Raw genomic sequence first — 22,089 nt, 5'->3', positions numbered from 1 at the left:
TTGGTGAGGAAACGAACTAAGGGACTCAACCTTCCGTTTGAGCAATCCGCGCGGATTCCTCGACGGTCGCCCCATCATCAATGCGCTTGGAGAACCGGACAAACTTGCCCAGCTCGCGAACCACCACCGGCAATAGGAAATAGACACCGATCAGGTTAGGGACGCTCATTGCAAACAAGGAAGCATCCGAGAAATCGATCACTTTCGAAACCGAAGCAGCGGACCCTGCAATGATGATTAAGCAGAAAAGAAGCTTGTAGATCAGTTCTACGATTTTCTGGCGTCCGAAAATGAACTGCCATGCCTGGAGACCATAATAACTCCACGTGATCAGAGTTGAAAACGCGAAGAGCAAAACGCACATGAAAAGGATATACTGGAATCCACTGTGAACACTCTCGAAAGCCAAAGACGTCATTCCAATGCCAAACGCATCGTTGTGACCAGCCGCCAAGGTAAACTGTTGGCCATTGATTACGAAATCACCACTATCTCCTTTGAAATACATCGTGGTAACCAGCACCAGCGAAGTCATGGTGCAAACGACCACCGTATCGAGAAACGGCTCCAGAAGGGCCACAACCCCTTCAGATGCCGGCATTCTTGTCTTGGCAGAAGAGTGAGCGATTGGTGCTGAGCCGATACCTGCTTCGTTGGAGAATGTCGCACGGCGCAAGCCCCAAACAAAGACGGCGACCAATCCACCAGTCACCGCAGGACGAGGATGGAAGGCCTCAGTGATAATCATGGATAACGCCTCCACGATATGTGCGCGATTCACAATCAGAACCAGAACCGAACTAAGCACATAAATGATGCACATTGCCGGCACCAATTTATCAGTGATGCGGGCGATTCCCTGAATACCACCAATGATAACCAGTCCGGTAACAACTGCCATGATCAGACCGAATACCCACTGGTGAGCAGCAAAGAAACTGGTCTCACCGCCGGTCACATTGATGAGCTGATTTACGGTTTGGTTGATCTGGAAAACATTCCCACCGCCGAATGAGGCAAACACACAGCAGATCGCGAAAATAAAGGCCAGTCCTTTGCCAATGACTCCGAAACCAGCCCCCCACTGATCTTTGAATCCTCTCGGGAGATAATACATGGCTCCGCCGTGGATTTGGCCTTCTTTGTCGATATCACGATATTTAACCCCGAGGGTACATTCCGCAAACTTCGTCGCCATACCGAGGAATCCCGCAAGGAACAGCCAGAAAGCAACCCCTGGCCCACCGGACATGATGCCGATGGCAACACCGGCAATATTTCCCAATCCAACCGTCCCGGAGACCGCTGCCGTTAGAGCCTGAAAGTGGGTGATTTGCCCGGGATCATCTGGAGTGCTGTATTTCCCTCTAACCGTCCGAATCGCCAATCCGAAGGCACGGAGATTGATAAATTTAAAAAACAACGTGAGTGCGAAACCCGCCAAGGCGAGCCAAAGCACGACTAAGAATACCTGATAGCCGTTAATCGGAACTGTCGTGAAAACCAAGTCCACAAACCAACCGGTAGTTTTACCAAACAATTTATCTATTTTCGCATCCAGTCTCTCGGGCTGCGCCACCTCCGCAGCGGATGCTAGGCCACTCGTGAAGAGAAATAGGGCCAAAAACGTCAATCGGGATACCATGCTTCGACAAAGTCGCTGAATCATGGGAGCGGAGATTGCCAACACCTGAGCGGGCGGACAAGCCCCATCTCAGAAAGCCCCATTCAGTTCATAGCAAATAACTGATACTGAACCACAAATTAAACTGTCCACCGCGTCTTGGTTCACGTCTGATTTTGCGATCAGGACACAGTCACTGTGACTTCGAAGAATGCCTTTTATCACAAATACGAATAATCCGTCGCATCAGGTCCGGGGATTGCTTTCAGCAACTCGCGCACCCTCAGACATCAGCCCTAGAAATTTCATTCAGACACGATACGGTCCACCAATCACACGCTTGCCTTTCTTCTCCAGCCACCCTTCTTTAGAAATGGTCCCGAATTATCAGGAGAAATCTCTTGACGCACCGGTTGTTGCCACGTTCATTCCGCCCGCACGTGTTTCGACGCGATGGCCACGCTAATGGTCGAAGTGTCGCCAGAATTTTGAACCAATCGCCAATCACTCCATGTCCACCAAAAAAACTCCCGCAGAACAGACCGGCGAATCGCCAACGACGAAAAGCGGGAAAAGCGACACAGTGAAAGCGAAAACGACCAAGGCCACGAAAACCGCCGAGAAAAAGGCACCCGCTTCCAAGGCTAAATCCACGGAGAAAAAAGCTCCTGCCAAAACCAAGAAGGCCGCCGAAGAAGCCCCAGCCGAAGCTCCTGCCGCCAAAGCGAAGACTCCGACCAGCAAGCGCCGGATCGACACTCCTGAAATTCAGGAAAAAATTCGGGAACTGATCAAGCTGGCGAAGGAGCAGGAATATCTCACTTACGACGACATCAACGAGATTCTGCCGAATGACCTCGTTGATCCAGACGATGTCGAGGCCATCATGGAGCGCCTCCGCAACATGGAATTCGACATCATCGACGCCTCCGAGGTCGACCGCTACAAGGACAAGAAGCGCGACGAAGGTGACGGCGATGAAGAGGACGTCAAATCCGACCAGAAGTTGGACATTCTGGACGATCCGGTCCGGATGTACCTGAAGCAAATGGGCCAGGTCCCCCTGCTCACCCGCGAACAGGAAGTTGAAATTTCCAAACGCATCGAGGACGCGGAAATCGAGGTTGCGCGCCACCTGCACCTTTTCGGTTTCACCGCCGAATCTTACCTGGATCTCGCTGACAAACTGAACAAAGGCAAAGAGCGCTTCGACCGCGTCATTCTCGACAAAAAGATCGAGTCTCGCGAACGCTACATGAAGGGCTTGCCGAAGCTTTGCGATCACCTCAAGCAATTGCATCAGGAAAACGACGACATTTTCCGCCAGCTCTCGACCAAGACCCCTCGCGGCAAAAAGAAACTGGAGGAGGAATTTGCCAAAAATCTCCAGACCCTGAACCGCCTCTACACCCGCTTTTACTACAAGCAGAAGATCATCGAAGATTTCTGCGAGCAGGTCGACGACTACATGCAGCGCTTCTGGAAATACGGCCGCAAGCTGCAGGCAGATCCTGAAGACAAGGAATTCCAAAACAAGCTGCGTGAAATCCAGCAACGTTCCTGGCACACCCAAGAGTCGTTCGAAGCAGCAAATGGTCTGCTCAAGCACTGGCTCAAAGAAGCTCTCAAAGCGAAGACCGAGATGGTGGAAGCCAACCTTCGTTTGGTGATCTCGATTGCGAAGAAATACACCAACCGCGGCCTTTCATTCCTCGATCTCATTCAGGAAGGCAACATGGGCCTGATGAAAGCGGTGGAGAAATTCGAATACCGCCGCGGTTACAAGTTTTCCACGTATGCAACTTGGTGGATTCGCCAAGCAATCACTCGCTCCATCGCGGACCAAGCGAGAACGATCCGGATTCCGGTTCACATGATCGAAACGATCAACAAGCTGATGCGAGTCCAGAAGCAGCTTGTTCAAGAATACGGACGGGAGCCTTCTCCAGAGGAAATCGCGGAAGAAATTCACCTTCCTGTCGAGCGTGTCCGCGCGGTTCTCAAAATGGCGCAACAGCCGATTTCCCTGCAGGCACCTGTCGGAGATTCGGACGACACCTCCTTCGGAGATTTCATCGAGGACAAGGCTGCCGACAACCCGATGGAGGAAGCTGGTTTCTCGATGTTGAAGGACAAGATCAAGGACGTCCTCGATACCCTCACCGAGCGCGAGCGCGAGGTTCTGGAACAACGCTTCGGCCTCAAGGACGGTTACAGCCGCACGCTTGAAGAAGTCGGCCGCCAATTCCAGGTCACCCGCGAACGGATTCGTCAGATCGAAGCCAAAGCACTCCGGAAAATGCGTCACCCGACCCGGATCCGCAAACTGGAAGGCTTCATCGAATTGCCCGGAGCCTGATCTGGGTGTGCGTCAGCGCCCCTCGCGGGCATACCGACACACCCCCACCCTGCCATGGAAATCCAGGAGGAATTCACCAAGGTCGAATCCGTTTTTGTCCGGCACAAAAATGCGTTGCTCGTCCGTGGCCAGTTCACGCCGATTTACACGGATTACTATCTGCATCTGATGCAGCAAGGCATTCGCTACCCGGCGGATCTGGATCAGATGCTGAAGGACGCGTTGGCCATGCTCACGCTTCATCTGGTCGCACGGCCGTGGGCGGACACGATTGCCTGGACGGCGAATTTGCGGGCTCCGCGGATCAATCTTTTCGTCACCGGTGGTTCGATTCAAGAATCGATAACCGGCCGGATTTTCACCGAAGACGTCCGCGAACCGGATCGCAATTTTTTCTACTCCCAAACGACTACGGTGGACGGAGCAGAACCGCGTCAATCCACTCTGGAAGTCGACGGCCGCGATCCTGTATCGTGGGTTTCGCAGTTTTACGATCAATCCGAACAACGACCTGCACGAGCATTCCGTCTGGAAGACGAAAACTTCGCGCTGGTCGCCGCCCAACCTGACTGCGATCTGGAATGGCTGGCTGGCCTGGACGAAGCGGCTGTCGCTGCGATTCTGGAAACGGAAGAAACGAAAGTTCTGGAAACCCGCCGTTTCCGTTTCCATTGCGGCTGCACGCTTGAGCGCATTCTTCCCATCCTGGGTGGCTGGCGTGAACGCTTGGACGATTTGTTTGAGGGTTCGGAATCGATCAACCTCCAGTGCCCACGTTGTGCGGCCAATTACGTGGTGACGCGTGACATGCTATGAGCGATGTCGATCAAGCGGTTTCATCACAGTGATTTCAGCAACACGGCGAATCTCGCCGCGCTCAAGCACGACACCTCCACCAAGATTTCGGTCTGCATTCCGACGCTGAATGAAGCGGAAACGATCGGTCAGATTGTCCGCATTATCCGCCAGGAATTGATGGAACAAATTCCACTGGTCGATGAAATCCTGGTGATCGACTCCCAATCGACCGATCGGACTCTTGCAGAGGCAAGCTCTGCGGGAGCACGAGCCATACTTTCATCGGACATTTCCCCTGAATCCGGCAGCTACACCGGCAAGGGCGAAAACTTATGGAAAGCACTTCATGTCGCGACCGGAGATATCATTTGTTATGTCGACGGAGATATCAAAAACTTCCATGCCGGATATATCTCCGGATTGGTTGGCCCGCTCCTTGAGGATGCCGAAATCCATTATGTCAAAGCCTTCTACGAAAGGCCACTGGCAGACGAGCGCGGCGGCAGCCAGCCGGGTGGCGGACGCGTTTCTGAAATTCTCATCAGGCCCCTGCTGTCTTTGTTTTACCCCGAGTTAACCGGCATTTTTCAGCCACTTGCCGGAGAATACGCGGCTCGGAGGAAACTGCTCGAATCGCTCGCTTTCCCCACAGGATACGGAGTCGAAATTGCACATTTGATCGACTTATGGAAGCACGGCCATCTCAGTGGCCTCGCCCAAACGGACTTGATCAAAAGAGTTCACCGCAATCGTGACGACTCCGAACTTGGAGTTATGTCATTTGCCATTCTCAGGGTGTTTCTGCAGAGATTGGAACGAGATGGACGGATCTCGCTTCATTCCGAACTGCCAGAACTCTTCCGTAGCTGGATTTTTGAGCCAGGACAAACGACCGAGGTTCTCAATCGGATTGTCGAAGAAGAACGGCCGCCACTGCGTGATATCCGGGCCGTTACTCCAGCTCCTTGATGCGCTGGCGGCACCAGTTCGCGCCTTCCTGATATTCCTCACTCTGCGGCTGGTAGGTCAGCAGAGCTGCCCAAAGGACACCAGACTCGCTGAAACTTGCCTTGGCCTCGGTGGTTTTCCGGTCCAGTTGCTGGGCATGGCCCAGGTCTCCTAACAAATAAGCCCGTGACCGCTGGATGCGCTCAATCGGCGGCCCGTCTGGTTTGATATTGCCCTCCAATTTTTCCAGCAAGGAATTGGCAACCGTGATCAGTTCAATTTCGTGATCCACATCGCCCTCGATTCCGAGCATTCTTCCCTTCTGCCACCACAACAAAGCCAGGTGGTAGGCGGCCGTGGCGTTATCCGGATCTGAGGCCCTAACACCTTCTAACAAACGAATGCCCTCTTCAAATGAGGCAAGCGCGGCAACTGCCTGTCCGCGATCGCGCAAAAGCCCGGCACGAAGGCCAATTTGCACGCCGAGCCGTGAAATCGCTTTCACATTGTCAGGCTGCTCGCTGACCAATTTTTCCAAAATATCCATCGCTCGCTTCGACTGCACATCGGCCGCTCCGGTATCACCGGAGAGCAGCGCGGAATCCGCCATGGCGGCGTAACACCCGGCGAGTTCAAATCGCAGTCCGGGATCGTCCGGATTGTTTTTGAGGAGTTTCTGGTACTCCGCCGCAGCGAGAATCCGCACTTCCCGGGCATCCCCCAGATTGCCCATGCCGTCCAGAATGGTTGCGGAGGACAGGTAGCAGACGGCAAGCTCTGAACGCAGAACCGCCGCATCCGGCCGCTCGTCCGCCAATCGGTTCAAGGTTTGCGTGGCACGCATCAGCTGCTCCAATGCCTTGGGATCTTCATGATCTGCGGAAAGCAACTTGGCTTCGTGAAAGTCCAGAATGGCTTTCATCTGATCCAAATTGTCCGCGTCGACATCGGTAGCAGGCACCGCGTCCAAGGCGGACCTTGCTTTCACAAACGCATCGCCCGCCCGCGCATCCCGCGCGGATTGCAGCAGCAAGGCCAACAATAACCGGTCCCTGCCAAGCCGCAGGCTGTGTTCCGGCTCTCTAGGCATCTTTTCGTAAGCTCCAACGGCTTTCTCCAGATTGACGATCGATTTTTCCACATCACCCTCAGCGATCGATACCTCGGCGAGCTGCAATTTCACCCGCCTGCGCTCATCCTCCAAATCACTGACATCTGCTGTCCTTGCAATAAAGTCTTCGAAATACTTCTCCAATTGTTTGAGCCGTAACTCGCGGCCATCCAAGGGCGGCAGACGCCGATAGCCTTTTTCCATGGCCCACGAAAAGAGCCGGTCTCCGATTAAACGGGATGCTTCCAATCGCGCGAGTCCGAGATTTTTTTGATAATTCAATTTTTCGGCTGCCTCGCTCTCGTCACGAAGCGCTTGGGTCCGCGCGACAACCGCTTCATCCCGCTCTTGGGTCAACTTCGAGATCTCTGCATCCGTCTGCAACTTTTTGCGCTGGATCTGCGATTCCTTCAGATGCCAGAGCGCACCAAAGATCAATGCAACCACCGCCATCATCGCCGCGATAAAATAGGCTCTCGATGTTCGATGCTCGGAGCGCCGACGATGATCCAGCAGCGATGCCCGTTCCTCCTCGGCAGTGATCCGGGTGTCCACCGCCTCAAATCCAGCTTCCAACTCGATCATTGAGGACGGACGATTTGCGGGATCCAGCGAAAGGCAGCGATCAATCCACTCACGGTATCCGGCTTCCAAATCATTCGCCGGAGGATGGGGCCAGGTCACCTCCGGGTGGCTTTCCAGGTTCCTCGCAATCTTCGGCAAATCCGCATTGATCCCCGGCTTCCGAACCTCGCCCGGCCCTGGGGCAACCCTTTGAAAAATTTCATTACAGCGTGGAAACTCGCCCGTTAAAACCCGATACGCCAGAGTTCCGAACGCGAAAACATCCCAGCGATATCCGGCTTCCTGCAAATATCCATCCGCATGCCGGAGTTGCTCTGGCGGTTGATAGAGCAACGCATCCGTAAACTCCAAATGCACCGCTCCCGGCATATTGCCAAGCGCCCAATCCGTCAGCAACACGTTGCGAGCGCCATCAAAAAAGACATTTCCCGGCTTGAGGTTTCCGTGCGCCACCCGCTTGGAGTGCATCGCGCAAAGTGCTTTCGAAATTCCTCGAACCAAGGGCCACGAATTCTCACCAGGATAATCTTCAAGCTGCTGTTGCAAGTTGAACGGGACGTCGCCCTCCACCCCATGCCATGCCGTCACCATGAAACACGGACTGCCTTGAAAATCCGAATCGTTGACCTGCATCACCCCATCCGGCCATCCCCCATCAGCCAAGCGATCTGTCGCCCGCTTCAGCAACGCGCGGTTGATCGACATTGAGCTCAATTCCTTGACCGCGAGCGGCACCGAATTCCCGTCCTCCGCCAGATAAACACTGCCACAACCACCAGAACCGATAAAGCGCTTGATTGTGAGTCCTCTGATCCGGGGTTGTTCCATCACCAACAGTGTTAGACATCCTGACAGCATCCGCAACCCTGATCCGCCAATCCTTCCAGCTCATGCTTTCGTTTTCCTTGCGGCAGCACGGGTCTCACACCACGTTGACTCCGTGGTCGATGATTCCGATAGAAACCTGAAGGACGAGCTGGTGAGAGCTCTGGATGCCTGTGACGGCTCCGCCCTGCTTTCGCTGGCAGAAGATGTTCACTACGCCGACCTCGCCGGGTTTTATGAGGATTTGAACGATGAGGAACGCGACTTCCTGCTCAAGACCATCGGTCCCGAACTCGCAACCGATGTGGTGGCGGAGCTGCCCTACCCATTGATCGAGGAAGCATTGAATCACTTCAAGCCCGCGCAACTTCGGGTGCTGCTCGGCAATTTATCCGACGATGACCGGGTCGATGTGTTCCAGGTGGTCAGCGAAGAAGCGCAGCGGAGGTTTTTCGCCCTTCTCGGGCCGCGCGACAAAGAGCTCACCAAAAGCCTGCTGAAATACGACGAAGATACCGCAGGCGGGCGGATGACCACCCACTGCGGCCGCATCACGGCGGATATGACGGTGAAACAAGCCATCGCCGTTTTGCGCCGTGACAAGGACAACGCCGAGACGCTGTCACGGATATTCGTGGTGGATGCCGAAGGCCGGTTGGTTGGCAAGGTCCGCTTGAGGGATCTTGCGTTCAATACCTGGGACACTCCCATCCGTGACATCATGGAGGAAGCGCTGGAATATGTTCTGGCAAGCGAGGACCAGGAAGAAGCGGCCCGCATCCTTTCCCGTTACGATTTGATCGTGCTGCCCGTGGTCGATGAATTTCATCACTTGTTAGGTGTCATCACTTATGACGATGCCTTGGAAATTCTTCAGGAAGAATCCACGGAGGACATCGAAAAACTCGCCGCGATCAGTGGTGAACATTCCGAGGTATCGTATCTGAATACGAAGGTTGTCGTACATTATCAACGGCGTGTCACCTGGCTTGTGGGACTCGCGTTTGTTTCGATTGCCTCCGGCTACGTGATGTTCCGTTTCAACAATCTTCTGGGAAGAGCACAGCTGCTTTCCTTGTTTCTGCCGATGGTGGTGGCGGCAGGCGGCAACTCGGGCGGGCAAGCCGCGACGATGGTGATACGAGCCATGGCACTGGGAGAAATCGGCCCCGGGAACGCCCTCAAGGTCGCTTGGAAAGAAACCCGCACCGGTTTTTTCATGGGAATTTCCCTGGCAATCGCGATCGCGCTCTTCATCGTATTCATCCTCCCGCGATTTCCGGGTAGCGGCTATGATTTCACGCGGCTTGCCATCTCAGTGGCGGTTGCCATTACGATTCAGGTTCTATCTGCAACCGTTCTCGGCGCCATGCTGCCGCTGGTGGCAAGAGCGATCAAACTCGATCCAGCTGTGGTATCATCTCCATCGCTTGCCTCCACGGTGGATGTCTCTGGCATGTTGATTTACTTCACCACAGCCAGCGCCATTCTGCATCTCTGACCATCAGGGCGTGCGCTTGGCCTCATCATGCAGCGCACGCCAATAATCGAGCCGCTCCTTGATGCGTTTCTCCATGCCCTGCTGACCCGGTTCATAATATCTTTTCCCCTCGGGCAGATATGCCTGCGGCACATAGGCTCCGTCGTAATCGTGCGAGTAAAGGTAGCGCATGTTTGCTTCATCTTCACCGGATGCCGCTGCTAGCTTCTTGCGTGTGCTGGTCCGCAAATGAGGTGGCACTGCCAAGGTCCGACCGTTTTCCACATCGGCCATCGCAGCGCCAAGCGCCGCATAAGCGGTGTTGGATTTGGGAGCCGTCGCCAAATAGACCGTGGCATGCGCCAACGGAATCCGGCCTTCAGGCAATCCCACAAACTCCAGAGCGGAATGTGCATCCAGCGCAACCCGGAGCGCTCCTGAATCAGCCAATCCAATGTCTTCCGAGGCGGAAATCACCAATCGGCGCGAAATAAAGCGCGGGTCTTCACCGGCATGCAGCATTTTGGCCAACCAATACAAAGCCGCATCCGGATCGCTCCCACGAATGGATTTGATAAACGCCGAAGCCGTGTCGTAATGCCCGTCACCATCCCGGTCATAAACAACCGCTTTGCGCTGAATCGATTCTTCAGCAACGGACAACGTCAGCCGCACCACACCGTCCTGATCTGCTTGGGTTGTTAGAACTGCCAGTTCGAGAGCGGTCAAAGCCTTGCGCGCATCGCCATCGGATTTTTCCGCGAGGTGATGCAAAGCCTCCGTTTCCGCCTCCACTGCCAAGTTTCCGAATCCACGGTCCGGATCATCGATCGCGCGTTCTAACAATGCCACCACAGCATCGACTGGAACCGGCTCGAGTTGGAAAATTTGCGAGCGCGAGACCAGCGGTGAGTTCACATGGAAGTAGGGATTATGCGTCGTCGCACCGATGAATCGAACCACCCCGCGCTCGATGTGCGGTAGCAGGACGTCCTGCTGGGCTTTGTTGAAGCGATGGATCTCATCGATGAACAGGATCGTCGTTTCTCCACGCAGGTCGCGCCAGGTTCTCGCCTGATCAATCTTGGCGCGGATTTCAGCCACATTCGATTCCACCCCGTTCAATGCCTCAAAGCGTGACCCGGTTGTCCGCGCGATCACACTGGCCAGTGTCGTTTTACCGGTTCCTGGCGGACCATAGAAAATCAGTGAGGTGAAACGATCGGATTCGATTGCCCGCCTCAGCAATTTGCCATCCGCCAGAATATGCTGCTGCCCAGCGACTTCCGCCAGGCTTCGCGGCCGCATGCGAGCGGCCAGCGGCTCAGTTGGCTCTGGCTTGTTCGAAATTGCGGCTGGGGTGGTAAAGAGATCGGACACGGACTTCAGGAGAATTTCACCTGGTTGCATCCGCCGCCAGCGGAAATCCGACGATTCTGGTGGAATCCTGTCATTTCCTTGCGAAAATGAACGAAGACCGATGAGCCAGATTCCTTCGATTTTCGAGCAAGCCGAAATGTTGATCCCTCCATTTCCCTGGGACAAGCCTCGAACTCACCGGGCCGACGGCGAAAAAGTCGTTCTGATCCACGGTTTGTGGCGCGGATTTCATGCCATGGAACCTTTGGCCCGCCGACTTCAGTCTGCAGGCTATTCGACCCTGAATCTCCCCTATCCCTCTTCGCGCAAGCCGATTGACTGGATCGTCCCGAGACTTCGCAGCCAAATTGAAGAGTTTGCCGAAGGCGACCAGGTGCATTTGGTAACCCACTCGCTCGGAGGAATCTTAGCCCGCGCAATGCTGAGTGCTCCTCCACCGTGGAAAGTCGGCAAGTTGGTGATGATCGCTCCGCCGAATGGAGGAAGTGAGATTGTCGATTGGGCTCAGAATAAACGCTTATTCCTAGCTTTTCTGGGTCCGGCAGGCCGGGAGCTTGGCACCGACGGAGTTCCCTTGAAACTTCCACAACTCCCCGCTGGCTTGGAGGCGGCCGTCATCATGGGACGAAAAAGCAAAATCAACTTTTTCCACAAAGTGCTTCAGCCGGAAAACGACGGCGTCGTATCGGTCGAATATGGGAAAATCGAAGGTTTGAAAGGATTTACCGTGGTGGACGGCGACCACACCTTCATCCAAATCCACCCGGACACCATTCGCCAAGTTCTGCATTTCCTGAAGGAAGGAACCTTGCAGAAAGAAATAGCCTAAATCTCGCTGAGCGGCTTTTTCAAATACTGCTCGTCGCGCAACTTTCTCAGGTATTCCAAGTATTTGCGCTCGGCATCCAGATCCGCATTGGTTTCCGGGGCTGGACTCGATCCAAATTTTTTCCAGGGACCATACGGAACCTGGCTGGCATCGACGAAGCGCCAGTGAACTTTTTCGCCGGAGCGCAGGCCCATGTAATCGCGGATTGCCGGAGATACATCAATCCCAGCGGAACCGTTTTGTTTGGTCTTTGGCGGCTTGCTGCCGAAAACGTATTCGTAATCATCCGTCACCCACGGACCGCAATCTTCCCACTGGGCGTAACAACTACGATTGGAGTAGTAGATTTGAATCCACTTGCCCTTGCAAACACTCTCCCCCGGTTGCGGATTCACATGGCTGAACCAAGGGATCACTTTGGATGCTTCCGGCTTGTGAACCTGGTGGTTGATGACGTCGTTATAAGGCAGCGCGACGTAGAAGGTGTTCAGCTTCGGGATAAAATTCTTCGGACGAAATTCACCCGTGGTGAAATTGGCGATCCGATTTTCCGGTTCCGGATCGTCATACCCTCCAAAATGGATCGACCACTGGGTGTCCCAGGAGGACATGCAGTTAGGAGTCGGATTGTTTTTGGTCGGTTTCTCGCCAATCCAAAAAATGGTCGACGTCACATAGGTTTTCCAAGGATACAAAACCCGCGACGCCTGAGGATTCCGCGATGGGGTGATCGCCCGGGAACTGGTTGGAACCACCACCCGCGGCGAGGCTCCGCCGCTACCCCCGCTCGGGAGGGTAATGTCCGCCTTGGCCCCGGCAGCCAACAGCAGTAAAATTGGGGCAATTGCTTTGAAACAGCCGGGCATCGTTGAAAGAACCGAGTGAAAGAATCCGGTGCCCATCATTCTGGAATTGCTGCCCGACGCAAGCAAAAGCTCCGCTCCAATTGCGCTAAAGCACCACTGAAGATGGAATTCCAGTCAAATGGGCGACGGCCGCCTCTAATTTCAGCGACGACGGCGAAGGAAGACCAGTCCGGAAAGTGCGACCAAACCAAGAGTTGCAGGCTCAGGAATGGTCTGCCAGGAAACCACGTTTTGGATGGTGTCGTTGGTGTAATAGGTCAAATCAGCTGGAGTGTAGCTGTCGACATTGGTCAGGTAATTATTGGCAAGATCAGCAATTTCGGTATCGGACGTGATCATCACATTGCCATCGTAAAGTGAGTAGGTCCCGGACGTTTCTGCCAGCACCTCCCAAATCGCCCACTGCACTGCAGAGGCTTGGGCAGGAGACATGTCAGAGGCCAGATAGCCACCAATCAATTTCGCCACAATCGCGGAATTGGTCAGCGTCGATGCGTCCTGGATGTCGTAAACAACTGTCTCACCGTAGCTGAGGTGCTCTGCAGGTTGAACGCAGAAGCCATCGAACTTATCAAAAGCGGTGACTCCGGTAACCCAGTCTTGGTAGAAGTTGCCGTCCACCGTCCCGTAGACCGTCGTTCCTGGCGAAACCTCCGTGAGAGTCGCTGTGAGAGTTTGACCATGGGCAGCCGACGATATCGCAATCGCAAGGGCCACCGCGCCTAGCAGTAGTTTGGAAATTTTCATGTCGGGGAGAGATCGGCAGTTTCGGACTCGAGAGACTAATAATCAAGGAGCGAGGAAAATCATCCTTTGTTTTAAAGAATAAATGATCCATAACTCTTTGATTATGAATGATGCAACTCAGCCCCAAAAGCTGACTTCGAGATTAGTTCGAAAAACTTAATAGTCAAGCCATCTTAAGCGAAACACTTATCCCAACTATGTCTAAAACTTACGTATAACGGTATCTTGCGCGAGTCGCGGATTCTGATCCGGGTGATCCAAAGTGAAGTGCAAACCCCGTGATTCCTTACGATGCAGGGCGCATTCGACGATCAATGTGGCGACCGTGACCAAATTCCGAAGCTCAAGGATGTCGGGATTCAGGCGATGTCCCCAGTAAAATTCGCGGACTTCTTTTTTGAGATTCCTCAATCGGGCAGCAGCACGTGCCAACCGATTGTCCGTCCGGACGATCGAGACATAGTCCCACATGAGGCGGCGAATCTCATCCCAGTTGTGATAAATGACCACGAGTTCATCAGGCTCTGCCGTATCGCCGTATTCCCAGGCTGGAATCGCGGGAGGAGGAAGAGTCGGCTTGTCCGGTTTATAAAGACGGAGCATTTCGTCCAAAGCGCGGCGGCCGGTGACATTTCCTTCCAGCAGGGAATTCGAGGCCAAGCGATTCGCTCCATGGAGTCCGGTGCAGGCAACTTCGCCCACGGCATAAAGGCCGCGCACCGTGGTTTTGCCATTCACGTCAGTGACCACGCCACCGCACTGATAGTGTGCGGCCGGCACCACGGGAATGGGTTGCTTCTCACAATCGAAGCCGAATTTCGCCAGCGTCTCGTAAATATAAGGGAAACGTTCGCGCATGAAACCTGGCGGTTTGTGCGTCACATCCAGATAGACACAAGGTGCGCCGGTGCGCTTCAGCTCCCGGTCGATCGCCCGGGCCACAATATCGCGGGGTGCCAGTGATCCTCGTGGATCGATTTTTTTGGTAAAATCTTCCCCTTTCGCGTTCACCAGGATTCCCCCTTCGCCGCGGATCGCTTCACTGATCAGGAATGAGCGGGCTTCCGGCCCAGTCGCGCCCGGATTGTAAAAACAAGTTGGATGGAACTGGATGAACTCCATGTTCGCAATCGAAGCGCCAGCCCGCCAAGCCAAGGCCACGCCATCACCGGTCGAGGCATCTGGATTGGTGGTGTAGAGGTAAACTTTTCCGCAACCACCTGTCGCTAAAACAACGCGGTCCGAGCGGAAAATCCTCACCTCGCCGGATTTCGTTTCCAGCACATAAGCTCCGATCACCCGATCATCTGAAACGGCGCCGAGTTTGCCGGTGGTGACCAGATCGATCACCAAATGGTCCTCCATTAAAGTAAGATTCGGGGTGTTTCTCGCTTTTTGCAGCAAGGCATTGGCGATTTCACGGCCGGTGGTATCGCGCGCGTGGAGGATTCTCCGGTGCGAGTGCCCACCTTCCTTGCCCAGTTCGAAATGGTCGCCTTCCCGATCAAAGTGCACCCCATAGCTCAAAAGATCCTCAATGGCAGCCTCTCCCTCCGCGACGATCGTTCGGACGGCCGCTTCATTGCAGAGGCCACCGCCTGCATCCAGCGTGTCCGCCACGTGTTGCTCCACCGTATCGCCGGGCTCACGCAGCTCTTCTGAAAGAACCGAGGCGATCCCTCCCTGTGCCCACGCGGTGTTCGATTCGATCGCCCGTCCTTTGGTCAAAACCACGACGGACCCATGTTTTGCCGCCCGCAATGCAAACGACAAACCGGCGATACCCGCACCCACGACCAAGAAATCTGCTGTCATGAACCGCCAGCATCGGTGCCAGGCAGCCGGTGGAAAAGGGAAATTTGCATCTACCGCGTCTTGACCCGCTGGCCCGGCCACGCCACCCCTCTCCCGTGAGCTTTTTCATCACCGGAACCGATACTGAAGTGGGTAAAACCTACGTCACCCGATTGATCATCCAAGCCCTGCGCGAAGAAGGGCGGGATGCTGTGGGCTATAAACCCGTTTCTTGCGGTGATCGCGGGGACGCCACCGTCCTCGCTGAAGTGTCCGGCTCCCTGCCGATCGAAGAAATCAACCCACTCCATTTCAATACGCCTGTAGCTCCTTATGTGGCGGGCATGCTGGAAAACAAGAGTGTGGAGCGCGAAGTTCTGATCCAAGGATTCAAGAATCTGGCTGCGAAGCATCAGGACGTGATCGTTGAAGGTGCGGGTGGCTGGGAAGTTCCCCTTGCCCCAGGCTACCGCATTTCCGATCTAGCAACCGATCTGGGACTGCCTGTGATCCTCGTCGCTGGCAACCGCATCGGCGCGCTCAATCACATCATTCTCACCATTCATGCGATCCAAGCGCGCGGCCTCAAGTGCGCCGGCATCATCCTGAACCAACTGGAAGATGAAATGGACACTGCCATGATCACCAACAAAGGAGTGGTCGAAGATCTCACCGGTGTGCCCTTGCTTGACCACCTCATTCACGGTCAGGATTTCGTCGACATCGGCACGATCCTCGAAATGATTGGTTGAGCCACCCGCACCGCATGCCTGCTAAAAATTTCCACGTCCGCCAAGCCGCCGTCTCCGCCCTCCGCGCCTGGGCAAAGGGGCATGATTACGCGGAAACGCTCATTGATCGCCACGCCCAGCGCCGCATGTTGTCCGCAGCAGATCGTGGACTTCTACAGGCCATCCTGTTTGGGGTGCTTCGCCACCGGCGTCTGCTCGACCACTGGATCGGCAAGCTGCGCGATGGCAAACTCGATCCGGAAACCCGCGACATCCTCCGCGTTGGCCTATGCCAGCTGATCATCCTGCAAATCCCGGAACACGCCGCCGTCAACGAAACCGTGGAGGCCGGAAAAGCCAGCGTCCGCTCCCTGATCAACGCGGTGCTGCGCCGGGCGGTGAGTTCCCGCAAGCGACTGCTTGAGGAAATCGAAGATTTGCCCCCAGCCATGGTCCACTCCCATCCAGATTGGCTCTACAAGCGCTGGAGAGCCAGCTTTGGCAAGAACGCTGCAATCGAGCTCATGGAATGGGACAACACACCGGCGCAGGTGTTTTTCCGCCTTAATCCATTGGCCGAACCACTGGAAAACATCCCTGGCAGCCCGGTCGAAGGCGCGCCTGGCTTCTATCAATTATCAGGTCCGATCCCCACCCCGCTCATCGCCAGCGGACAAATTTATATCCAGGATCCGGCAACTCGTCATGCGGTCGATCTCCTCGCACCCAAGCCCGGTGAACGCATTCTCGACGCTTGTGCCGCGCCGGGTGGTAAAGCATTCTTGATCGCTGCCGCGCTCGGTTCCGCAGAAAATCTGGTCTGTACCGATTCCAACGAAAAACGCCTTCCGCGCCTGCAACAAAACCTTGAGCGGCTCCACGCCGGGACCGCCGAAACGTCCGTTCACGACTGGACCAAACCCGCTCCGGAGTCCTGGCATGGCGCGTTCGATGGCATCCTTCTCGATGTCCCCTGCTCCAACACCGGAGTGATTCGCCGCCGGGTTGATGTCCGCTGGCGGCTCCAGGCACCTGACATCGAAAAACTGGTCAACACCCAGCGCAAAATTCTCGAAAACGCCCTGCCGTGCCTCAAACCGGGCGGACGCCTGGTCTATTCCACCTGCTCCATCGAGGCTCAGGAGAACCTCGAACAGGTCGAATCTTTCCTTGCAGCTCACCCGGATTTGAAGCTTATCGGAACGCGGGATGCATTGCCATTCCGCGACCATACCGACGGTTCCTTCGCCGCGCTCATTCAATAAACCCATCGACCCCGCGATACATGAAATCTTGCCTTGGACTGCTCATCGTCGTTTTGGTGCTCATCTGTGTCATCGGCGGAGGTGGGCTACTTTATTACCTGAGCGAAAACTCTGAATTCAGCGCGAAACAACCTGCTGCCGAGTCGACCCACTGAACGAATCCTCCGCCTTCATGATCATTCGAGAGTTCCATCCCGACGATGACATTGAGGCTCTAACCGAATTGTTGCATCGGGCATACGCGCCTCTGGCCGCCGCCGGTCTCCACTACACGGCGACCCACCAAACTTCGGAGGTCACCCGCTATCGGCTCAACTCAGGCCACCCGCTCGTTGCGGAGCGGGACGGAAACATCATCGGCACCGTCACCTGTTATGCTGCTGACCCTAACAGCAAGACTCCCTGGTATCGGGAACCCGGTGTGATGATTTTCGGCCAGTTTGCAGTGGATCCTGCGTTCCAGCATCAAGGAATCGGCTTCGCCCTTCACGAGGCCGTGATTCAACACGCCAAGAAATGCGGCGCGCATTACCTTTTGTTAGATACCGCCGCACCTGCCACAAATCTGATTTCCATGTATCAAAGCTGGGGTTACTCCGTGATCGCCACCCATGATTATTCGACGACCAATTATGAGAGTGTGATCATGCGGCGTTCTCTAACAGAGCCTCCAAATGCCGTTCACGAACAACCCATTCCAGCATGGTGACTGCTCGATTCCTCCACACTGCGGACTGGCAGCTGGGCAGACCTTTTGCCTCAGTCGGCGATGAGTCAAAGCGCCACCGATTGCAGCAGGAACGCCTCCGGGTGATCGAAAGAATTGGGAAAATCGCCAAAGAGTCTGCGGTCGATTTCATTCTGGTTGCCGGGGATCTCTTCGATTCCCCTCACGTGACGAAAGCCACGGTTTCCGCCGCATGCGGAGCGATTGGTGAGATTAACATCCCGGTGATCATCATTCCCGGCAATCACGATCACGGCGGGCCTGGCAGCATTTGGCAGCAGGATTTTTTCCTCAGGGAACAACAGCAACTCGCTCCCAATCTGCGCATCATTCTCAATCCGGAACCTGTCGTTCTCGAAAAGGCGGTGATCTTCCCAGCGCCACTGCTGCGCCGGCATGAAACCACGAATCCGGTTTCGTGGATCCGCGAATCTCTGCTCACCCGATCATTCCCACCGGACTTGCCGCGCATTGTCCTCGCTCACGGTACGATTCAAGGTTTTAGCGCGGAGAACGACGATGAACAAAGCGGCCCATCGGTCGCCAACTGGATCGATCTAACGAGTCTTCCGTTAGATGAAATGGATTACCTCGCATTGGGAGACTGGCATGGCACCAAACAAGTCGGTGCCAAAGCGTGGTATAGTGGCACGCCCGAGATGGATCGGTTTCCCAAAGGCGATGGCAACGATCCCGGCAATCTTCTCAAGGTCGCCATTTCGCGTGGCCAATCCCCCCAGGTGGAAAAAATCCCCGTGAGTGGTTTCATCTGGAAAGAATTCACCTTCCACTTTTCAGAAGACTCCAGTCTGGATCGGTTTGCGGAACAAATCGATGCGTTCATCGGATCGTCCAGCAACACGCAGCTTCTCAAACTCCGACTGCAAGGAGCTTTGGGCATCGCCGCCTCGGCACGTCTGGAACAAATCCTCGAATCGTGGGAATCCCGTCTCGTCCGACTCAAACTCGATTTCCAGGTCACCATCGCTCCAACCCAAGAGGAAATCACGCACCTGACTTGCAATCCAAGCGATCCGCTCATTTCAACGGTTGCCAGCCAGCTCGTCATCCGGGCTGAGGGCAACTCCGATGAAGCCGCCATCGCCCGCATCGCGCTGCGGGAACTTCACGCGGCGCTTCTCGACACCTGACGGCATCCACCCCCACCCCACTGGTTTCACCCATGCGTCTGCTTTCATTAACCGTTCGCAACTATCGGGTTCACCGCGATCTTACGGTGAATTTTGATGCATCGCGAACGTTGATCGGCGGGGCCAATGAATCGGGTAAAAGCACGCTGGTGGAAGCGGCTCATCGCGCCCTGTTTCTGCGTGCGAAAACCGGCGGAAGCATCCGCTCACAAATGGTTTCCACGCTCCATAGCGGTGATCCGGAAGTGATCCTTTCCTTCGAAGCCGGTGGCATGCGATGGGAACTGGAAAAGCATTTCGCGGGTGCAAAAGGCTCCACCAGGTTGACAGCCCAAGCAGGCGTGGTGCTCAAGGATGAGGAAGCAGAATCCAAGGTCGCTGAATTGCTGAAGGCGGAAACCATCGGCGGTCGCAGTGCCGCGAGCCAACTTCCAACTCTCTGGTCCCATCTCTGGGTTTGGCAAGGTCAGTCAAACGATGATCCGGCGACTTACACAGCGTCTCACAAAGAAAGGCTCTCGAAACACCTCCAGCAACACAGTGCCACCGCCGTTCTCCAGTCCGCAAATGACCAAAGGGTTGCCGGCCACATCGCCGATCTCTACCAACAATTTTTCACCAACACCGGTCGCATCCGCAGCAACACCAGCCTGGATGTGGCGCGCGCTCAACTCGAACAAGCAGAGGCCTCACTTGCCAAAGCACGTGAGGTCGCAAGCCGGTTGAACCAAGCGATCACCGATCACGATCAAGCATCGCGGGACATCGCTGAAATCAAACTTCAGCTCCCGACACTGGTTGAACATCGCAAACATGCGGAGACAAAATTGCGCGAAGTCGAGGTGCTTCGCCGCGATGAGAATATCCGGGTCGAGGCGCTGCGAAATGCTAAAAGCCGCCGAGAAGCCCTCGAAGCGAACGATCAGACGATTCGCGATCTGCAAAAAAAACTCGATACCGCAAAGGCAGCCCTGCAACCCGCCGATGTTCAGCTTGCTGCATTGACCACCGCAGAACAACAGGCACGCAACGGGGTGACGGCAGCGGATCAACTGCTCAAGGAAGCCATCGCCAGTCTCCGGTGCATCCGGATTCAACACGACATCGAGCAAGCCGCCGTTATCGCTTTGGAAAAAGCGGAAATCCATCAGGCGATCAGCACACGCCACGCGGAAGCGGCACAACTGGATCAAGAGCTGCAAAACGTCCGGAGCAAGCTCGACAAATTGCCAACACTGGATGCCCAAGGACTATCCCGGTTGCGCAAACTCGATGCAGCCTCAAGCCAAGCCAAAGCGGCGCTTGAGGCCATGGCCACCAGCATTGAGCTCATCACTGCGGACACAAGCGTGATCCTGGATGGCACTTCCCTGGCTGCGGGAGAAGCCCGTATTTTGACCGATTCCGGCGATTTGGTGATCGGAAACGGAACCCGGCTCCGCGTTCAACCGGGTGGTGGAAATTCGCTCACCGAAGCACGGCAACGCGTCGATCAATGCAACGATGCTCTTTCCGCTGAACTGCAGATTCTAGCCCTGCGCGATCTCGATCACGCGGCCTCGATTCTGGAACAGCGCCAGACGCTTGAACCCCAGCTCATGGGAATTCAAACCCGATGGGAAGCCCTCGGAGGCACCTCACTTGCGCAGCAGATTTCCCGCGCTACGAGCGAACTGGAATCCGCCCGGGAGGAACTGCGGCGGCGCATGGATCTCGCATCATCTTCAAGCGAAACTCCATCTCAACCTGCAGACCTTTCGTCGGCGAAAGAACGGGTCAGCAAGACCAGTCACGAACTGACATCCGCTGAAGCCGCTGAAATCTCCGCGCGAATGCGGGTCGAGCAAGCGCGCGAAAAGCTAGACCATTGCAGTGCGGAAGTTGCCCGCTATCGAGATCTAACCGCAACGACCAGGCAATCGGTGCGCGATCTCGAAACGGCCATCCACACCCGCGAGGAAGCTCACGGCGACAGTCGATCCAGAGAACAAGCGCTCACGAATCTCCGCGAAGCCGAAGCCCTGGCCAACGATCAGCTCACGACCATGAGGGCGACGCTGGCCGACCTCAAACCTGAGCTTCTCACCGCGGACTGCGATCGCTTTTCCCGCGCCATCAGCGCCCAGGAAAACCGTCTCCGTGACGCCGAAAATACCTGCCTGCTTGCACGTGATCGTCTCACCCTAGACGGCAGCACAGACCCGGAGGCCGAACTCCGCTTCGCTGAAGCGCGGCAACTGCTCGCGCTCGATCAATTTCAAGCCGAACAACGGCGTGCAAAAGCCATTGAAACCCTCCATCAACTTTTCACCACCTCCCGGGAAGTGATCGATCGCGCATTGGTTCAGCCACTTGCCGATCGGATTTCAGGCTACCTGCAATGCATCTTTGGCAACGGCACCGAAGCCCGCGTCCAGCTGTCCGAAGCCGGAGTCGAGCAACTCGAACTCATTCGGAACGGAGACCCCTCCTTTTCGTTCGAAAGCTTGAGCGGCGGAGCCAAAGAACAAGTTGCCGCTGCGGTTCGTCTGGCCTTGGCGGAAATCCTGGCCGCCGATTTCGAGGGTTGCCTGCCTATTTTGTTCGACGATGCCTTTGCCTACTCCGATCCGCTGCGCATTCAATCGCTGCAACGCATGCTCGATCTCGCAGCCACGCGTGGACTCCAAGTCATCATTTTCACCTGCACCCCGGCAGACTATCTCGGCTTTGGTGCAAAGGAAATCCGGCTCATCAACCGTTCTTCGTCATCGCAACAAATCCAACCATAGCACCTTCAATACGGTCTGCCTTTGAACGCTAGCCCATTCGAGTCCCGTCGTTTATCAGCTCCTTGCGTTGCACTGCGCACCCTGTGGAAACGAATTTA

General features: G+C 55.3%; 17 protein-coding genes. 11 read left to right on the top strand and 6 right to left on the bottom strand.

The window, feature by feature from the left end:
• Positions 1 to 25: 25 nt before the first annotated feature.
• Positions 26 to 1,669 carry an alanine/glycine:cation symporter family protein gene (locus JIN85_RS05015; RefSeq protein WP_200268225.1) on the bottom strand — a complete coding sequence of 548 codons (1,644 nt, stop codon included), beginning with the start codon at positions 1,667 to 1,669 and terminating at the stop codon, positions 26 to 28.
• Between the two features lie 466 nt (positions 1,670 to 2,135).
• Between JIN85_RS05015 and rpoD the strand changes: the two genes are divergently transcribed.
• The 3 genes from rpoD to JIN85_RS05000 are packed head-to-tail and all read left to right on the top strand — an operon-like array spanning position 2,136 to position 5,750.
• Entirely contained in the window at positions 2,136 to 3,983 is a 1,848-nt protein-coding gene (rpoD, locus tag JIN85_RS21880) for an RNA polymerase sigma factor RpoD (protein ID WP_200268223.1), read from the top strand.
• 54 nt (positions 3,984 to 4,037) lie between these two features.
• A complete protein-coding gene (locus tag JIN85_RS05005; RefSeq protein ID WP_200268221.1) occupies positions 4,038 to 4,799 on the top strand; it encodes an Hsp33 family molecular chaperone HslO in 762 nt (253 codons plus the stop codon).
• A gap of 3 nt (positions 4,800 to 4,802) precedes the next feature.
• Positions 4,803 to 5,750, top strand: a complete 948-nt coding sequence (locus JIN85_RS05000; RefSeq protein WP_200268219.1) for a glucosyl-3-phosphoglycerate synthase — start codon at positions 4,803 to 4,805, stop codon at positions 5,748 to 5,750.
• Here JIN85_RS05000 and JIN85_RS04995 read toward each other — a convergent pair.
• A complete protein-coding gene (locus tag JIN85_RS04995; protein WP_200268217.1) occupies positions 5,734 to 8,253 on the bottom strand; it encodes a protein kinase domain-containing protein in 2,520 nt (839 codons plus the stop codon). The genes JIN85_RS05000 and JIN85_RS04995 overlap by 17 nt on opposite strands.
• Here JIN85_RS04995 and mgtE point away from each other — a divergent pair.
• Entirely contained in the window at positions 8,225 to 9,751 is a 1,527-nt protein-coding gene (mgtE, locus tag JIN85_RS04990) for a magnesium transporter (RefSeq protein ID WP_325108345.1), read from the top strand. The genes JIN85_RS04995 and mgtE overlap by 29 nt on opposite strands.
• Positions 9,752 to 9,754: 3 nt before the next feature.
• Here mgtE and JIN85_RS04985 read toward each other — a convergent pair whose 3' ends face one another.
• Positions 9,755 to 11,110 carry a replication-associated recombination protein A gene (locus tag JIN85_RS04985; protein ID WP_325108343.1) on the bottom strand — a complete coding sequence of 452 codons (1,356 nt, stop codon included), beginning with the start codon at positions 11,108 to 11,110 and terminating at the stop codon, positions 9,755 to 9,757.
• A gap of 100 nt (positions 11,111 to 11,210) precedes the next feature.
• Here JIN85_RS04985 and JIN85_RS04980 point away from each other — a divergent pair, with 100 nt between their 5' ends.
• Complete coding sequence (locus tag JIN85_RS04980) at positions 11,211 to 11,939, top strand: alpha/beta hydrolase (RefSeq protein ID WP_200268214.1); 729 nt, start codon at positions 11,211 to 11,213, stop codon at positions 11,937 to 11,939.
• Here the strand turns inward: JIN85_RS04980 and JIN85_RS04975 are convergent.
• The 3 genes from JIN85_RS04975 to nadB form a co-directional block, all read right to left on the bottom strand.
• A complete protein-coding gene (locus JIN85_RS04975; protein WP_234047236.1) occupies positions 11,936 to 12,844 on the bottom strand; it encodes a hypothetical protein in 909 nt (302 codons plus the stop codon). The two genes, JIN85_RS04980 and JIN85_RS04975, sit on opposite strands and share 4 nt — an antisense overlap.
• 102 nt (positions 12,845 to 12,946) lie before the next feature.
• Positions 12,947 to 13,552 carry a PEP-CTERM sorting domain-containing protein gene (locus JIN85_RS04970; RefSeq protein ID WP_200268212.1) on the bottom strand — a complete coding sequence of 202 codons (606 nt, stop codon included), beginning with the start codon at positions 13,550 to 13,552 and terminating at the stop codon, positions 12,947 to 12,949.
• Positions 13,553 to 13,753: 201 nt separating this feature from the next.
• The gene (gene nadB / locus JIN85_RS04965) at positions 13,754 to 15,367 is read right to left on the bottom strand and encodes an L-aspartate oxidase (RefSeq protein WP_200268210.1); all 1,614 of its coding nucleotides are present in this window, start codon (positions 15,365 to 15,367) and stop codon (positions 13,754 to 13,756) included.
• A 95-nt stretch (positions 15,368 to 15,462) separates the two neighbouring features.
• On the opposite strand from nadB, the gene bioD reads away from it, so the two are divergent.
• From bioD to JIN85_RS04940, 6 genes are read left to right on the top strand one after another with little or no spacing between them, the layout of a single operon-like run.
• The gene (gene bioD, locus JIN85_RS04960) at positions 15,463 to 16,098 is read left to right on the top strand and encodes a dethiobiotin synthase (RefSeq protein ID WP_200268208.1); all 636 of its coding nucleotides are present in this window, start codon (positions 15,463 to 15,465) and stop codon (positions 16,096 to 16,098) included.
• Between the two features lie 14 nt (positions 16,099 to 16,112).
• Positions 16,113 to 17,342: a 16S rRNA (cytosine(967)-C(5))-methyltransferase RsmB gene (rsmB, locus tag JIN85_RS04955; protein ID WP_200268206.1), complete on the top strand. Its 1,230-nt coding sequence runs from the start codon at positions 16,113 to 16,115 to the stop codon at positions 17,340 to 17,342.
• 20 nt (positions 17,343 to 17,362) lie between these two features.
• On the top strand, positions 17,363 to 17,497 hold the full coding sequence (locus JIN85_RS21630; RefSeq protein WP_267906612.1) for a hypothetical protein: 135 nt from the start codon (positions 17,363 to 17,365) through the stop codon (positions 17,495 to 17,497).
• 17 nt (positions 17,498 to 17,514) lie between these two features.
• Complete coding sequence (locus tag JIN85_RS04950; protein WP_200268204.1) at positions 17,515 to 18,051, top strand: GNAT family N-acetyltransferase; 537 nt, start codon at positions 17,515 to 17,517, stop codon at positions 18,049 to 18,051.
• Positions 18,045 to 19,220, top strand: coding sequence for a metallophosphoesterase family protein (locus JIN85_RS04945; RefSeq protein WP_200268202.1), 1,176 nt, complete (start codon positions 18,045 to 18,047; stop codon positions 19,218 to 19,220). The genes JIN85_RS04950 and JIN85_RS04945 overlap by 7 nt, the downstream gene beginning before the upstream one ends.
• Positions 19,221 to 19,252: 32 nt before the next feature.
• A complete protein-coding gene (locus JIN85_RS04940) occupies positions 19,253 to 21,991 on the top strand; it encodes an AAA family ATPase (protein WP_200268200.1) in 2,739 nt (912 codons plus the stop codon).
• Positions 21,992 to 22,089: the final 98 nt, after the last annotated feature.

Origin of the sequence: Luteolibacter pohnpeiensis (genome assembly GCF_016595435.1) — a bacterium.
GTDB classification, from domain to species: Bacteria; Verrucomicrobiota; Verrucomicrobiia; order Verrucomicrobiales; family Akkermansiaceae; genus Luteolibacter; species Luteolibacter pohnpeiensis.
This window is presented reverse-complemented; position numbering and strand designations above follow the sequence as displayed.